We start from the raw sequence: 15605 nt of genomic DNA on the forward strand, positions 1-15605 counted from the left end.
GATATAGAAGGCTTTGGATTTCACTCCAACACCGCAGGTGGCGTAATGCCCCGCTTATGCAGGACGGTATCCAGCTCTCGGAGTAACTCAAAATCCACATCTGGCAATCGCTCGCCTCGGCTTCCCTGGGGTTCCAAAAACCCAAAGGCTGCACAAAACTGTTCAGGCCCCGTCTCTATGGGAGCATCCAAATGGCAGGGAATAATCCGGTTAAAGTTCCACCGCGCTACTCGCTGCACCCAATCTAGCGTTTGTCGGGGAGCCCGATTGAGAATGAGCGTTTGCAAAATGGGGGCGACAAACAAGCGCCCATTCCCCCGCAATGCCTCGTAGGACTGCTGCCAGCCCGTCTTCCAACGGAAGGGGTAGAGCCCAAAGTAGGCTCTGCGAGAGCGATCGCCCACCCGCCAGGAATCCCGCAACGTCTCCCCCAACGGCACGGTCTTCAGTGCGCTGGGCCGGAAGTAGAAGGAGAACAACGCAATTCGCTGCCATCCCTTTAAACGGTTCGTTGGCGTGTCTTGAACGGGCTCATCTGCTGCATCCCGAGCATGGAAGAGCAGTGGATAGGGATCGAGCTGGGTAATGGCAGGGGGGTGATCCGGTACAGAGACGACGGTATCCGTTACGAGGAGAGTGTGCGATCGCCGATGGAATAGCACCACCTCTTCAAACGGCCCTAACCCTAACGAAATCGGCCCCAAAATCTCGTAATCAAACTCATCAGCAAAGGGCACCTGGCTGGGATCTTCTGGCAGGCGTTGGGTGCGGTTTCCCGGCAATCCTAACCAGCTCAAGGGCAGATTCACCGGATAACTCCACTGGTGAGGCGCGACGTACACCTGAGCCGTGGGGAAACAACGCGCAAATGGCCCTACAAAAGCCTTGTGCTCAATCCCTGAGACGGTGGGCAGCAGGATGTATTTAACGGCTCCATAACGGGCTTCCAGCTCCCGCATCCAGCGAATACATTCGCGGGTAGGGGCGACCGGAGCATAGACGAGTAAACCACCGGCCTCCAGCCGTACCACCGTCATGCGGATGGGCACGGTCACATAAAAAATGCCCTGTACCTGGTCAAACGTCCAGATAGTATCTGGCACTACTTCCGTCCGGAGGGTGCGACGGCGGCCATAGGGATAAATAGGCACCGTAAACCAGAAGGGCCAGGCCCAATCTGCTGGGTTGTCATGACTCAACCAATCCGAACCAGCCTGCGTCACGCGTTCTCTTCCTTCTAAAACGGTCTACCGCTCGATCTGTGAATTCTAAAGGGGATAGGCCACTGAATTCAACAGCTTGCTTCTATGGAAGCACTCATCTTTTTATCCTATAGCGATCGCCTGACATGTGAGGGTCGAAGGGTTGAGCAGATGTTGTTGGGCTTTCTATCGGGGGGCGCAATTGTGGCGATCGCCCACTATATACCTTTTGAAAAAGGTGTAATCTAGCGGATTAGCGATAGCAGAAGGGGAAGTCAGGAGATATAGCACTGTGCCCGTTGATTAAGTACGGTGGTGTGGGGCACTTCATGCCCCACACCACCGTTTCTGTACTTAACGCACTTGCACAGCGCTATAGAGGATCGATATAGACCGCCCGCATTCTTCTCTTTCCACAAATTATTTCTCAACCAAAGACGGTTAGCCCATCGGGAAGGGAATACTAGAGCTACCTTGCCTGCCGCGCCTGGGCAAAATACTTCCATGACCTGTTGCCTTAACCCCCACTGCACGACGTTTCACAATCCAGATGATGCTCAATTTTGTCTGGGATGTGGCAAGCCATTAGTGCTACGGGGGCAGTATCGGGCCTTGAAACCTCTGGGACAAGGTGGATTTGGTCGGACGTTTTTGGCGATCGCTACCCACAAGAAAGGACAATCGCCCTGCGTCATTAAGCAATTTTTCCCCGGCACGCAAGATACAGCAACCCGCAGCAAAGCCTCTCAACTTTTTTCCCAGGAGGCTCTGCGATTGGGGGGGCTGGGGCAGCATCCCCATATCCCTGATCTGCTGGCACACGTTGAGGAGGATGGGCAGCAGTATCTGATTCAGGAATTTATTGATGGGCCAACGCTAGGGGCCGTCCTGAAAGCCAAGGGGCCGTTAGAGCCCGGCAAGATTGTGCAAATTTTACGAGGGCTCCTGCCGGTGCTGGATTTTATTCATCAGCGGCAAGTGATCCATCGGGATATTAAACCCGAAAATATTTTGTATCGGAGAATGGCGACAGCAGGTGGCCCAGCGGGTCTTGTGCTGGTAGACTTTGGGGCGGCCAAGGTTGCAACCGCAACGGCCCTGGCTCGAACTGCAACGGCCATTGGCAGTGCCGGGTTTGTGGCCCCAGAACAGATGGGTGGACGACCTGTGTTTGCCAGCGACCTCTACAGCCTGGGAGTAACCTGTGTGCATCTGCTGACGGGAACTGACCCCTTCGGTCTTTTTTCCTATGGGGAAGACCGCTGGGTGTGGGCTGAGCAGGCACCCCAGACTGTGGATCCAGCTCTGGCTCAAATTTTGGATAAGATGATTGCCCGTCCTCTAACCCAACGCTATGGGTCTGCGGCTGAAGTAATGGCCGATCTGGAGCGAATGGTCAAAGCGCGGGCGATCGCACCCCAATCTCCCCTACCCCAAACCCTACCCTCCGACGTTGGCATCGACTACTCGGGTCTACAGGGTCTGCTGGAACAGGCTCAGTGGCACCGGGCCGATGCGGAGACCTGCCGCCTTATGCTTCAGGCTATGGGCCGTGCTGATGGGAGTTTCCTTACCTTCCAGGAGTTAGCTGAGTTACCCTGCACCGATTTACAAACCCTCGATCAGTTGTGGCTCACGTATAGCGAAGGCCATTTGGGATTTGGAGTACAGCTGCAAATTTGGCAGCAGCAACCTGGGGGGCGATCGCCCCTGGAAACCTGGCAGAGCTTTTGTGAGCAATTGGGTTGGCTGCACTACGAGCACAGCCAGGTAGGACAGCGGCTCCTCGGCGGCAATGCTCAGTCTATCTGGCTATCCCAGGATGAGGTGTGGGGAAAAGTGTATGGTCGGGCGATCGCTGGCCTGAAGGGAGAAGTCCCCCCTGGCTTTTTGCCATTTTTTGGTAGCCTCTATCCAGGAAGTTCTCGAGGCGGCAGAATTTTTTTAGACCGCCTGGCATTTTGCCAAAATTCGGCCCTACACCGCTAGAGAGCAATCACACCAAACCGTAGGCTTTCATACCCCCACCGGGCATAGCTGCAAAACTTCACGTTTTGATACTAACTGAAAAATAGCTGTGATCAAGATCACCAAGAAACATGATCTAGATCCTGTTGGGTCGGTCCACACATCGGCATACTTAAAGAGACTCAACTCTAGCCGAGTCATCAACAGGGAACACACAACTCTCCGGCAGCCTCTTTGAGACCTGTCGGATTTTTTTTGGCGGTAGAACGCAAGTCCGTTATATATTGCGTTCTTGTTATGGGCATAGTGGGTCAAACCCATTCTTAGAGGAATTTTGGGTTTCCGTAGAGGCTGCGAGCTCAAACCATGTTTTCTGATAGCCTTAGCCCGGTTAGGACATGAGACGCGATTGAAGGCAATGCCTTCAATCGCGTCTCATGTCCTAACCGGGCAATAACAACCGAGAGAAAGGCTTTGCTGCTCTCTCTACAAAAACTTAGCGAATCGCACCCAACGTATTTTTCCAGGACATTTCTCTAACCAGAATTTCCAAGGCCCGCTGGTCTGCCCCGGAAAAAAGATTACTATCAACTAATTCTTTAACAACCTGTTGTGCCAGAGAAGAAGCAAATAAGCCACCACAACGCAGCAGATGGCTGAAATAGGAAAACTGTGGGCGACCATCCTCACAGCAGTGGAAGCGATGCACTTCATCAGCGGTCATGGCACAAACGGGTGTATCGATGGGAACGATTACCCGAGGAATACCATGCGCCCCGCATTCAGTACTTCCTCGGGGCTCCATCCAGCCCACCAGCACCACTCCCAGGAGGGTTCGCGTCTCACGAATGAGGTCAGGGGTAAAAATGGGATCCGGCTCGCTGGACAGTCGTGGCCCGTTAGTAAGAAAAGCTGGGTTGAATAGTTGAGAGTTATAGATTAAACCGACAGCCCACAGGCGGCCGCTGGGGTCAATCAGCTTAACGAAGGTGCCAAAGCCGTAGTCATCAGGCTGGGGAGCATCGTTCATATCCCAGACATCATCGACTTGCACCACATAGTCACAATGGGAGTTAGATTTGACGACTTTTCCTAAGCGCATAACTCCGTCTCCTCAACAAATTGACTCACTGATGCTTTTGTCACCGTTGCCCGGGTATACATCGGCCCGGCCCAATTGAAGGGACTCCCTTCAAAGAACCTTTTCTGGGTCATTGTGGTTGTATCATGCCCGAATTTTACCGCTAGAAGGAACAGATGTTCTTAAAGAATTCAGGACTTACGCATTGAAGTTGTAGGTGGGGTGCTTTGTCCCCCCCTACAACTTAAATGCTCTAGATATAGCGGACTTGCGTAAGTCCTGAAATTTATAGAACTATGGGCTGAAATAGAGAGTGCGCGGCACACAGTACCGCGCACTCTCTATATTTGGGTTTTATAGGGACTCAACTTTCGTTGAGAATAGCTAGGATCGAAAGGACTCATGAAAAATTGGAGATTGAGCCTTACGACATCGCTTGAATGATGAAATCGAAGTAGGGCGCTGCTGCTTCTGCATCACTATCAGCGAGCAGAGACAGGGACGCCTTCTTGAGGCAGCGAATTGCTTCTGCCATGCCAGGAACGGGTACACCGAGAGAGTTGTACATCTCACGGACACCCACTAGACCAATGCTTTCGATGGGCTCCTTGTCACCCGACAGCACGCCATAGGTTACCAGGCGCAGGTACCAGCCAAAGTCGCGGAGGCACTGGTTACGCTGCTTGTCACCGTAGGCGTTACCACCAGGGGCGATAAAGTCAGGGCGTTTCTGCCACAGTTGCTTGCTAGCTTCTTGAACAATTTTCTTTTCGTTATCAGCCAGCGTCGAGGCGATCCGCGTGCGCTGTTCGCCTGTCTTAAAGAAGTCTGCAATGTTTTTCAGTTCTCCGCTGCTGGGGTAGCGAAGTTCGTCATCGGCGCTGAGAATAACCTGGCTAACTACACTCATAATTAAGGCGATGATTTGAGAGCGGCAATTCAATATCGTCCTGTATTTTAACGACTTGAGGGCCTATAAGAAAAGTATTATGGAATCGCAACATTCCTTTATAAAAGCGGATAGCCCTGACCTATGGCAGCAGGGCTCGCTCCTGGAAATCACAATTACCGGCCTCAACCATGATGGAGCCGGGGTAGGTCGTTGGGAAAATCGTGTGGTATTTGTGCCTGAGACGGTGGTAGGCGATCGCATCCAAACCCGCCTGGTCCACGTCAAACCCACCTTTGCCCATGGCAAACTGCACGAATTGCTGGAAGAGTCGCCCCATCGCATTCGCCCCCGCTGCATTGTGGCCGACAAGTGTGGCGGCTGCCAGTGGCAACACATCGACTATGCCTTCCAGCAGGAGACCAAGCGGACTCAAATCATTCAGGATCTAGAACGCATTGGTGGATTTTCCAATCCTCCCGTGAACCCGCTGCTCCCACTGCCGCCCGATCGTGATGCCGACCTGAATTACCGTAACAAGGCAACGTATCCCCTGGGCCTTTCTACTCAAGGGCACTTTCAGGCAGGCTACTACCGGAAGGGCAGCCATCACATCGTCAATCTGAACCAATGCCCTATTCAAGATAATCGGCTGGATCCACTATTGGCAGAGGTGAAGCAGGATCTTCAAGAACGGGGCTGGAGTGTTTACGACGAGGACAAACACCAGGGTACGCTGCGCCACCTGGGACTTCGCATTGGACGGCGCACCGGAGAGATGCTGCTCACCCTGGTCGCCAAAGACGATCGCCTGCCCGGTTTAGCTGAACAGGCGGCTGCCTGGCGCGATCGATATCCCAACCTGGTAGGGATACTGCTCAACGTCAATCCTCGCCGGACCAATGCAATTTTTGGCCCAGAAACCCGCCTCATCGAGGGGCAGCCCTATTTGAATGAGACCTTCTCAGGGTTAACCTTCCGGGTGCATCCAACGACCTTCTTTCAAGTGAATACCGAGCAGGCGGAGGCTCTGGTGCAGGTAGTGATGGATGAGTTGCAACTACAGGGAACAGAACGGGTCGTAGATGCTTACTGTGGAATTGGCACGATGACCTTGCCGATCGCTCAGAAGGTGGGGGAGGCGATCGCCCTCGAAATTCAACCCGAAGCCATTGACCAGGCTCGCCTTAATGCGGAAGCTAACAACATCAGTAACGTCACATTCCATGTGGGAGCCGTAGAAAAGCTTTTGCCAACCCTGGATGTGAAACCCGACATTGTGCTGCTAGATCCTCCGCGCAAAGGCTGCGATAGTGCCGTCCTGGAGACATTACGTCGTTTGCAGCCCGAACGCATCGCCTATGTCAGTTGCAACCCTTCTACCTTAGCCCGCGATCTGAAAGTGCTGTGCACGGATGGACTCTATCAACTTACTCGTGTCCAGCCTGCCGATTTCTTCCCACAAACGACTCATGTGGAATGTGCTGCGTTTCTGCAACGCATGCCTCGGTAGTGACGAGTTGGGATCGCTTCACGCTCTCAAGTTTCTCAATTAGAGCGAGCTTGGAAACTCTTTGAAAGGATTGTTTTTTATGTGCTTGGCCCAAGTACAGGTCAAGAAATGAAAACCCTTCTCAAAGCCATAGTTTTTTCCGTTGCAGCGGTAAATCTATTGAACGAGAAACTTCCAGTTTTGAGAAGGGTTCTCTCCCGTCCTAAGGTGCTCTGCATACAAAAAAGTCATATTTCAAACGTGTGGATGGGGTGTGAGAAAGGGACACGAAATGTTCCCTTTCTCACACCCCATCCACACGTATTGGGCACTACCCATACCCTAGTCTCAGTTCGCCAATCGAACTCTTAGATGGCGTAAAGTTGTGTCATAGTTAGCGGATTTCATCGGCTATGCAGGATGGTATAAAGGCTCCATATCTGGCAGACTAATGTAGTGTGACGACATCTAAAAAGCTCTTCTAAAGTTGCTACTTTTGGTAGATGACGTACTGAACAATTCTTACCTTGCCCGACCCAAAAACGTTATATAAAGTCAAGGATTTTAGAGCAGCATTCGAACGACTGGTTATAAACCATCTACTGATATATCTTGTGTCCGCTACACATAAAAATCTATTTTGTAAATAGACCGTAAAGTGGAATATAGACGAAACTTAGAATTGTAATAATAGATTAAGTTGGAATCAGTTTTGCTGACGTTCGTTTTTTAACATTTGCTTGGGGCTCCTTACGGAATCTGAGCACTACTGCAAAGGTACAGTACAACCCTTTTTGGCTATCCCTATTTAAGTTCTTTGTACTTAATTTTTAGTGGGCTATAGCCCAGCTTCTGTTGTGCACGTGGACGCTTTTTCTAAAGGAAGTTAGATTGTCCTCTATCTACGTCTAGATGTCGGGACAGAAAAATTTAGCCTAGATGGAGTATAGATTTTTCTGTCCCTCAGCTTGGCGCTGTCAAGCTGAGACGGCTATGGGGACGTCTTCTCGATGAAACTGCAACTACATCTTGCTCTATCCGTTGAAGGATTTGTTCGAAGGCCCTCATGCTGGAACTCCTCAAGCACGTTTTCTCCCCGAATGCCTACGTTCCCCATGGTCATTGTTACCTCTGGCAAACCCCTCTTGTAGGGCTGCATATTTTGAGTGATGGGTTGACGGCGATCGCCTACTTTTCGATCCCCATCCTGCTCATTTACTTCGTCCGCCAGCGCCAGGATATTCCTTTTTCAAAGGTGTTCATTCTATTCAGCTTGTTTATCTTGCTCTGTGGAACTGGGCATCTAATTGATATTTGGACGCTGTGGTATCCCGTCTATTGGATATCCGGCATCGAGAAGGCAATGACAGCTATCGTTTCAGGCTACACCGCGTTGTCCCTGGTGGAATTGCTTCCTCAGTTTCTCTCTCTCAAGAGCCCTGAGGAATTGCAGCGCATTAACGAGGAATTAGAAACACAAATTACCGAGCGCAAGCGTGCTGAAGCTCTCTTAGAGAGCCGTGTAGAAGAACGCACTGCGGCTCTAGTCCAGGCCAACGCAGCCCTTGAAGCGGAAATACGCGAACGCACTGCCATTCAGATCAATCTCCAGCAAATGGCAAAACAGGAGCATACGATGGCTCTGGTGTTACAACGAATGCGCCAGAGCCTCGATTTGGACTCTATTTTTCAGGCTACTACCGACGAGTTGCGGCAGGCAATGGAGTGCGATCGCACCCTCATTTACCGCTTCACCCCAGACTGGAGTGGTGAGGTCATCGCTGAATCTGTCGGACCAGAATGGCGTCCTGTTCTACGCTCTAGCACTCTCAAAGACTCGAGTTTGGAGCACACAGTAGATCAGCCCGCCTGCATCGCTAAACATCTGGAAGAACAGGAGCTGCTGCGGGATGACACCTACTTCAAAGAAACCCAGGGTGGTATTTATCAAGAGCCCAACAACTATCGCTGTGTTTCCGACGTTTCTGAAGTTGGGTTTGAGCCTTGCTATCTAAGGCTACTGGCTGTTTTACAGGCTCGGGCTTACATAACAGTTCCCATCTTCTGCCGCAATCAACTCTGGGGGCTTCTAGCAGCTTATCAAAATAACCAACCTCGCCACTGGCTTTCCTCCGAAATTCAAGTGATGGTACGCATCGGCAACCAGTTAGGGGTAGCTGTGCAGCAAGCAGAGTTGTTTACTCAAATCCAGCAGCAGGCCGAAGAATTGAAAGTTGCCAAGGAGGAAGCCGATCGCGCCAGCCGAGCCAAAGGGGCATTTCTCGCTACTGTTAGCCATGAACTACGGACTCCCTTGAACGTCATTTTGGGCCTGACCCAACTGCTCTGTCGCAACTCAGAGCTACCCGAGAAGCACCTTCATCAGCTCGAAACCATTGGCCGCAGTGGCGAGCATCTGCTGTCACTGATCAATGATGTGTTGGAAATATCGAAGATTGAGGCCGGGGAAATCCCGCTTCACGAGGAAAGTTTTAGCTTGATGCACATCCTGGACACGTTGCAGTCCATGATGCAGGTACGGGCCGCGACAAAGGGACTCAATCTATCTTTTTCCTGGACACCCAATTTGCCCCATTTGATTACGACTGATCGCAACAAGCTGAATCAAATCCTGATCAACCTGTTGGGAAATGCCGTGAAATTTACACCGTCCCAGGGCAACATCAGCCTGCGAGTGCAAAAGCTGCCAATTAGGCCCTCCCCCGGCTCTCACTCAACGCGTTGCCAGCTCGTATTTGAGGTAGAAGACGATGGCCCTGGCATTGCTACCGACGAAATTCCCCATCTGTTTAAGCCGTTCTTTCAAACCCAGACGGGCCTCAATGCGATGGAAGGGACGGGATTAGGGTTAGCCATCAGCCAGCGTTACGCCCAGTTAATGGGAGGAAATATTACAGTCGAAAGTGAATTAGGCCAGGGAAGTAAGTTTACCCTGGCGATTCAGGCTGGCCTGTCGGACGTGCTCCCCCTGCCCTTACCCGTCACGATTCAGGGGCAGGTTAAGGGATTGGCAAGCGACGAACCAACACGCCGAATTCTGATCGTCGAAGATCATCCAGTCAACCGTCTATTACTGGTAAAAATGTTGAGTTTACCCGGATTTGAGATCCAGGAAGTGGAGGATGGAAAAGCGGCGATCGCTCTCTGGCAGTCCTGGAAACCCGATTTAATTCTGATGGATATTCAAATGCCGGGGATGAATGGGTACGATGCGACCCGGTGTATTCGTGAAATTGAACAGGCTATGGGGGTTACTCGCTTAACCCCCATTATTGCAGTGACGGCCAGCGCCTTTGAAGATCAGCAGCAGGAGGCGATCGCCTCGGGCTGCAACGACATCGTAACCAAGCCGTTTAAGAGCAACCGAATTTTTGAAAAAATCGCCAGTTATGTACCCGTCCAATATCTCTATGAAGCTCAAGACCTAATATCAGCGTCGTCATTACCGAACACCCCCACAACCCTACGTTTAGAGCCATCACTTCTAGAGTCAATGCCACCCAATTGGGTGCAAGCCTTACATCAGGCTGCAACACAAGGTAACGACCTTTGGATCTCTGAACTCCTAGCTGACATTCCTGCAGATCGTCGGGTGCTCGCACAAACATTAAATTACCTCATTCAAGAGTTTGAATTTGAGCAGATTGCTGCTGTAACTAAAAAAGTCTTGGATTTGAGCAAACCTTGAGCCATTTGGATTTCGCCACCCCATCGATAGGATTCTACGCATTTGCTATGGATGTGACAGCTTTAGAGACTGGAAACCGAGATTTTGAAAATTTGAAATTGCAGGTCATGGAAATGGTTAAGGGCGAAAAAAGAGATATTTTAATCGTGGATGACTTGCCAGATAATCTTCGGTTTCTATCAACATTTCTCGTGAGTAATGGCTACTCGGTGCGTAAGGCAACCAGTGGTCGTATGGCCCAGGTGGCGATCGCTGCTCTCGTTCCAGACTTGATCCTGTTAGACATCAACTTAGGTGACATGAGTGGTTACGACCTCTGTCAACACCTGAAAAAGAATCCAGACACGCAAGCGGTTCCCATTATATTTCTGAGTGCAATTAGCGATGTAACGGATAAATTTAAAGCCTTCCAAATGGGCGGTGCCGATTACATCACCAAGCCATTTCAATTAGAAGAAGTGTTAGCGCGGGTTCAAACCCAATTAACCATTAGCGAACTTCAGAAAAATCTAGAGCAGCAGAATTTGCAATTGCAAGCCGCTTTAGATAGCTTGAAACGCGCTCAAGAAAATCTGATTCAACAGGAAAAGATGACCACCCTCAAACGGGTGGTAGCCGGAGTTGTGCATCAGGTCAACAATCCACTCAGTTTCGTAGCCTGTAACGTTGATCCAGCGCGTCAATACTTTGATCACATGGCAACATTACTGGAGATTTATGAACGCAATACTGCAACGCCGATTCCTGAAGTAGAGGACTTTAAGAAGCAGATTGATTTGCCCTTTATGCTGAATGATACCCACAAAGTGCTGACATCGATTAAGCATGGGGCCCAGCGGATTCATCGCGTTACTCAGGCACTCAAAAACTTCACGCACCTTGATGAAGCCACCATTAAAACGATTGATGTGAATGAGGATATTGAGAGTACATTGATTCTTCTGGAGCACCGATTAGGCAACGGAAAAGACGGACTTAATATTGACATTCAAAAGTGTTATGGCGAGCTCCCCTCAATCAATTGTTACCCTGAGCAAATTGCTCAGGTGTTATTTAATATCTTGAGTAACGCGGTTGATGCGATCGCCGAGAAATGGCAAAGCCAAAGCGCAACCTTTGCCTCCCCAAGGATTACCATCACCACCTCCGTTGTCCCCACTGACTTGTCTGATCACATCGTGATCCGCATTCACGACAATGGCATTGGCATTACCCCCGATCGCCAAGAGCGCATTTTCGAACCTTTCTTCACCACCAAAGCCGCTGGGCAGGGGCTCGGGCTGGGTCTTGTCACGAGCCGCCGCATCATTGAAGAACAGCACCATGGACAGTTAACATTTCACTCCTCTCTGAAGGAGGGCACAGAGTTTACGATTCAATTGCCAACGTTACCGGCCTGTTGAGCGCGAACGACTATCGCGGCCCCCATATTCTGCACCCCAAACCGAAACCCAAATTTTGCCACTGTAATGCGGTAGCAAAACCTGACGTGTTGGATCCGGGATCAAGGGCCGCACAGTGCGCTACTCCTTCGTGCTGGAGTTTGGAGCAAATGGGATTTCGTAAGCTAAAAAGCTGGCTACGCCAGCTTTTTAGCTTACGAAATCCGAAATCCTGCCGAATTGCGAAACGCCCTCTGTGAGGGCGTTTCGCAATTCGGCAGGCAGATTTAGTCCAAACTTCAGATATCTCGCAGCAATACTCGCACCTAGCGGACTTGTGTCACTCCTGATCAGAAAAGTTCATTTTTGAACAGCTATGCGAAGTGTGGCTGTTCAAAAATAAACTTCCGCTTCTGAGCGCGTAGCGCTATATGAGTATGATGACAATACTTTGCCCGTGGGAGCGATGGAATGAAATTTAGTGAGGTCGTCCAACAACTTGGGGCGGTCGATGGCAGCAGTCTCGATGAGCGCCCCGACCTGAACCCTGAAATTAGCGGCGTGTCAGCCATCGAAAGCCCCGTGGCAGGCACCCTGAGCTACATCGAAAGCCGTAAGTACAAGACCTTCCTGAAAACTACCATTGCCCAGGGGCTCATCTTACCGATGGATCGGGAGATGCAGCAGCAAGCCCTGGCCCACGAGGTCGTGTGGATAGGCTCGCGCAACCCACGGCTGCTGTTTGCGGAGGCGATCGCCCTCTTCTACAAACCCTTCCAACCAGCTCCAGGCATTCATCCCACGGCTATCATCGACCCTTCTGTAAAACTGGGACGTGACGTTTCCATTGGGGCTTATGTCGTCATTCAGCCCGATGTCGTCATTGGGGATGGGGTATGCATTCATCCCAATGTGGTGATCTATCCTGACGTGGTGATTGGCGATCGCACCATCCTCCATGCCAACTGCGTCATCCATGAGCAAACGCAGATTGGGCGTGATTGTGTCATTCACAGCGGTGCCGCGATCGGCTCCGAAGGATTTGGTTTTGTGCCGCGTGGGGATGGTACCTGGTTCAAGATGGAACAATCAGGCCGCACGATTCTCGAGGATGAAGTGGAGGTGGGCTGCAATGCAGCCGTCGATCGCCCCGCTGTAGGAGAAACCCGCGTGGGAGCCCGCACCAAGCTAGACAACCTGAATCAAATTGGCCACGATGTGAAGGTCGGCAAAGACTGTATCATTCCGGCGTTAGCGGCGATCGCCGGTGGTGTCAAAATCGAAGACGAGGTCGTTTTAGGAGGACAGGTTGCCATCAGCAACCGCGTGGTTGTGGGCCGAGGCACCCGAGCCACCATGCGATCGGTCATCATCAGCAACACGGAACCGGGCAGTGTTGTATCCGGGCATCCTGCCATACCCCACCAAACCTGGCTACGCAGCTCTGTTCTCAGCAGTCGGCTCCCCGAAACGCAACAGACGATCAAAGACATGCAAAAGCAAATTGCCGAGCTTCAGCAGCAGCTCGCAATTCTCCAGGCCCAACTGCCAACGGTTCATTCCTCGTGAGGAGCCGTTGTGATTGAACTCAGGCATCTGCGCTATTTCATGGCCGTTGCCGAAGAGCTGCACTTTGGCCGTGCAGCCGAACGCCTCCACATGGCGCAGCCCCCGCTCAGCCAGCAGATTCGTCAGTTAGAAACAGAACTGGGGTTTGACCTCTTCCATCGCACCCGACGTCGGGTCGAGTTGACAGAGGCGGGACAGATTTTTTTCAAGGAATGCCGCAAGATTTTTCAGCAGCTAGATCTGGCCATTCAGAAAGGGCAACAGGCCAGCCGGGGTGAAATTGGACAATTGAGCATTGGCTTTGTCAGTTCGGCAGCCTACAACGTGTTGCCCGAGATCTTGCAAAGCTTCCGCACTCAGGCCCCTGATGTAACGTTGGAGTTGCAGGAGTTGACCAGCGACCAGCAACTCACCCGTTTGCGAGCAGGACGGTTAGATGTCGGCTTCGTTCGCCCCCCCATGACGGACGAGCAGTTCGCCAGTATGACCGTTTTTCAGGAGGATTTAGCGGTAGCCCTGCCTGCCCACCACCCTCTGGCTGCGGAAGCCATGGTACCGTTGCGATCGCTCGCCTCAGAACCCTTCATCCTGTTCCCCCGCCCCCTCGCCCCCGGCCTTTACGACCAGATTATCAGCCTCTGCCAGCGGGCCGACTTCAGCCCGCGTGTGGTTCAGGAAGCCATTCAGATGCAAACTATTGTCAGCCTGGTAGCAGCAGAGATTGGGGTAGCAATTGTCCCCTTATCTCTGGAAAATTTGAAACGTACGGGAGTCATATACCGCCCGTTACAAGAGGAAACCCCTCAGGCGGCGATCGCCCTCATCTGGCAGAAGGAACAAGTCTCTCCTACCATTCAGCGTTTTCTAGATGTAGTTAAGGCCATCATTCCAGCCCAGCATTCACCCAACCTTAAAGGCTGAAAGCCTTTAGGCTAAGCTATGAGCCGATGGCAACCTCATTGACCGTTTGCATCACAACAGGGGTAACTTGATGGCGCGAAGCAATACAATCTACCAGGTAGTGGGCATCGCGGGCGATACCTGAGAAGCGACCCGAGCCCCAGGTATAGAGCCAGGGCAAGCCCAAAAAATAGAGGCCACGCAAGGGAGTAATACCCCGATTGTGCGCTGGGTAACCCTTGCCATCAAAAACAGGCAGTTCAATCCACCGAAAGTCCATATGATAGCCTGTGGCCCAAATGACCGTACTGATTTCGGTGACGGGGAGTGCGATCGCTTCTTCCCCTTCCGTCGGTTCCCACAGGGGCACATAGGGCGGCTCAGTAGGCGCTTCAATGTGGTGCTTCTCGATGAAGGTATCGATGGTGCGCTTGATGCTCTCGGCGACACCATCAGCCTGATCGAGATTGGTCTTCAGATCGTCGCCAAACTCCAATTGGTTATTTTGAATTCGCAGTAGGCGACCATGAAGCTGCATTCCTTCGGTAGCGAACTGGCGCAGATCAATTTCTTTGCCCCCATCGCGGCCAGAGACGTAATGATTGGTACGGGCGCGTACACCGTCTTTTTGGGGGTGTTCATCTACAGGCAAATCGTAGTAACCCATCTGATCCAACCAATCCACCACATCTTTACCCCGATAGGTACGAGGCGATCGCGGCGCACTCCCCACACATAAATGCACTTGCCGTCCAGCCCGATGCAAGTCCTCCGCGATCTGGCAACCTGACTGCCCTGTGCCCACCACCAATACCGCACCTTCTGGTAAGGATTCAGGATTTTTGTATTGGGATGAGTGCAGTTGAGTCATGGAATCAGGGAAGCGTTCGGCGATCGCTGGAATTCGGGGATTATGATACCCACCTGTCGCGATCACGACATGATCTGCGGTGTAGTCACCAATGGAGGTGTCGATTTCAAAGCCACCCGCTTCGCCCTGCCGCAGACGGGTGACTTCCACACCTTCACGAATGGGCGGCTCAAAAGAGCGGGCATAGTTCACGATGTACTCGACGATCGCATCCCGTCCCATAAAGCCTTGGGGGTCATCTCCCGTGTAGGGAAAACCCGGCAGTTGACATTGCCAGTTGGGTGTTACGAGGCAGAAGGAATCCCAACGTTTCGAGCGCCAGGAATGGGCAATTTGATACTTCTCAAAGACAAGATGCTCGATGCCGCGCTCTTTCAGGCAGTAGCTCATCGATAAACCTGCCTGCCCACCGCCCACAATGACAACCGGATAGTGTGACCGCATGTATCGCAACCTCAGGAATGTTTGCTTGGGAGTGCTGTGTTTGCACCTTAAGGGCTGATTCCGTGCAGCCTTGTACTTTGCGTTACAGAACGTGGAGG

11 protein-coding genes are annotated in these 15605 nt (G+C 51.7%); 7 read left to right on the forward strand and 4 right to left on the reverse strand.

From position 1 onward, the window contains the following. Positions 1-20: 20 nt before the first annotated feature. Positions 21-1223 (reverse strand): DUF4336 domain-containing protein, encoded by a 1203-nt coding sequence (locus NDI52_RS05485; RefSeq protein WP_190772942.1) that lies wholly within the window; start codon positions 1221-1223, stop codon positions 21-23. A gap of 84 nt (positions 1224-1307) precedes the next feature. Between NDI52_RS05485 and NDI52_RS05490 the strand changes: the two genes are divergently transcribed. Beyond that, positions 1308-1451, forward strand: a complete 144-nt coding sequence (locus tag NDI52_RS05490; protein ID WP_190772943.1) for a hypothetical protein — start codon at positions 1308-1310, stop codon at positions 1449-1451. 255 nt (positions 1452-1706) lie between these two features. Next, positions 1707-3191 carry a serine/threonine-protein kinase gene (locus tag NDI52_RS05495; RefSeq protein ID WP_190772944.1) on the forward strand — a complete coding sequence of 495 codons (1485 nt, stop codon included), beginning with the start codon at positions 1707-1709 and terminating at the stop codon, positions 3189-3191. Positions 3192-3666: 475 nt separating this feature from the next. On the opposite strand, the gene NDI52_RS05500 is transcribed toward NDI52_RS05495, so the two are convergent. Both NDI52_RS05500 and apcD read right to left on the reverse strand, forming a co-directional pair. Continuing rightward, positions 3667-4272: a hypothetical protein gene (locus NDI52_RS05500; RefSeq protein WP_190772945.1), complete on the reverse strand. Its 606-nt coding sequence runs from the start codon at positions 4270-4272 to the stop codon at positions 3667-3669. Positions 4273-4675: 403 nt separating this feature from the next. After that, positions 4676-5161, reverse strand: coding sequence for an allophycocyanin subunit alpha-B (apcD, locus tag NDI52_RS05505; protein WP_190772946.1), 486 nt, complete (start codon positions 5159-5161; stop codon positions 4676-4678). Positions 5162-5240: 79 nt separating this feature from the next. On the opposite strand from apcD, the gene rlmD reads away from it, so the two are divergent. The 5 genes from rlmD to NDI52_RS05530 all read left to right on the forward strand — a co-directional run bounded on the left by rlmD (position 5241) and on the right by NDI52_RS05530 (position 14213). Continuing rightward, on the forward strand, positions 5241-6653 hold the full coding sequence (gene rlmD / locus NDI52_RS05510) for a 23S rRNA (uracil(1939)-C(5))-methyltransferase RlmD (protein ID WP_190772947.1): 1413 nt from the start codon (positions 5241-5243) through the stop codon (positions 6651-6653). Between the two features lie 1045 nt (positions 6654-7698). Further along, the gene (locus NDI52_RS05515; RefSeq protein ID WP_190772948.1) at positions 7699-10341 is read left to right on the forward strand and encodes a response regulator; all 2643 of its coding nucleotides are present in this window, start codon (positions 7699-7701) and stop codon (positions 10339-10341) included. A gap of 47 nt (positions 10342-10388) precedes the next feature. Then, positions 10389-11744: a response regulator gene (locus NDI52_RS05520; RefSeq protein WP_199330830.1), complete on the forward strand. Its 1356-nt coding sequence runs from the start codon at positions 10389-10391 to the stop codon at positions 11742-11744. Between the two features lie 450 nt (positions 11745-12194). After that, positions 12195-13292: a UDP-3-O-(3-hydroxymyristoyl)glucosamine N-acyltransferase gene (lpxD, locus tag NDI52_RS05525; RefSeq protein ID WP_190789394.1), complete on the forward strand. Its 1098-nt coding sequence runs from the start codon at positions 12195-12197 to the stop codon at positions 13290-13292. A gap of 12 nt (positions 13293-13304) precedes the next feature. Then, positions 13305-14213 (forward strand): LysR substrate-binding domain-containing protein, encoded by a 909-nt coding sequence (locus NDI52_RS05530; protein WP_190772988.1) that lies wholly within the window; start codon positions 13305-13307, stop codon positions 14211-14213. Between the two features lie 16 nt (positions 14214-14229). On the opposite strand, the gene NDI52_RS05535 is transcribed toward NDI52_RS05530, so the two are convergent. Then, entirely contained in the window at positions 14230-15507 is a 1278-nt protein-coding gene (locus NDI52_RS05535; RefSeq protein ID WP_190772950.1) for an MSMEG_0569 family flavin-dependent oxidoreductase, read from the reverse strand. Between the last annotated feature and the right edge of the window lie 98 nt (positions 15508-15605).

Origin of the sequence: Leptolyngbya sp. PL-A3 (assembly GCF_039962325.1) — a bacterium.
GTDB lineage: Bacteria > Cyanobacteriota > Cyanobacteriia > Elainellales > Elainellaceae > Vacuolonema.

Excerpts from the sequence above, each read along its gene's own strand:
- NDI52_RS05490 (WP_190772943.1), top strand. The coding sequence starts at position 1,308 with ATGGAAGCACTCATCTTTTTATCCTATAGCGATCGCCTGACATGTGAG.
- NDI52_RS05495 (WP_190772944.1), top strand. The coding sequence starts at position 1,707 with ATGACCTGTTGCCTTAACCCCCACTGCACGACGTTTCACAATCCAGAT.
- NDI52_RS05500 (WP_190772945.1), bottom strand. The coding sequence starts at position 4,272 with ATGCGCTTAGGAAAAGTCGTCAAATCTAACTCCCATTGTGACTATGTG.
- apcD (WP_190772946.1), bottom strand. The coding sequence starts at position 5,161 with ATGAGTGTAGTTAGCCAGGTTATTCTCAGCGCCGATGACGAACTTCGC.
- rlmD (WP_190772947.1), top strand. The coding sequence starts at position 5,241 with ATGGAATCGCAACATTCCTTTATAAAAGCGGATAGCCCTGACCTATGG.
- NDI52_RS05515 (WP_190772948.1), top strand. The coding sequence starts at position 7,699 with ATGCTGGAACTCCTCAAGCACGTTTTCTCCCCGAATGCCTACGTTCCC.
- NDI52_RS05520 (WP_199330830.1), top strand. The coding sequence starts at position 10,389 with ATGGATGTGACAGCTTTAGAGACTGGAAACCGAGATTTTGAAAATTTG.
- lpxD (WP_190789394.1), top strand. The coding sequence starts at position 12,195 with ATGAAATTTAGTGAGGTCGTCCAACAACTTGGGGCGGTCGATGGCAGC.
- NDI52_RS05535 (WP_190772950.1), bottom strand. The coding sequence starts at position 15,507 with ATGCGGTCACACTATCCGGTTGTCATTGTGGGCGGTGGGCAGGCAGGT.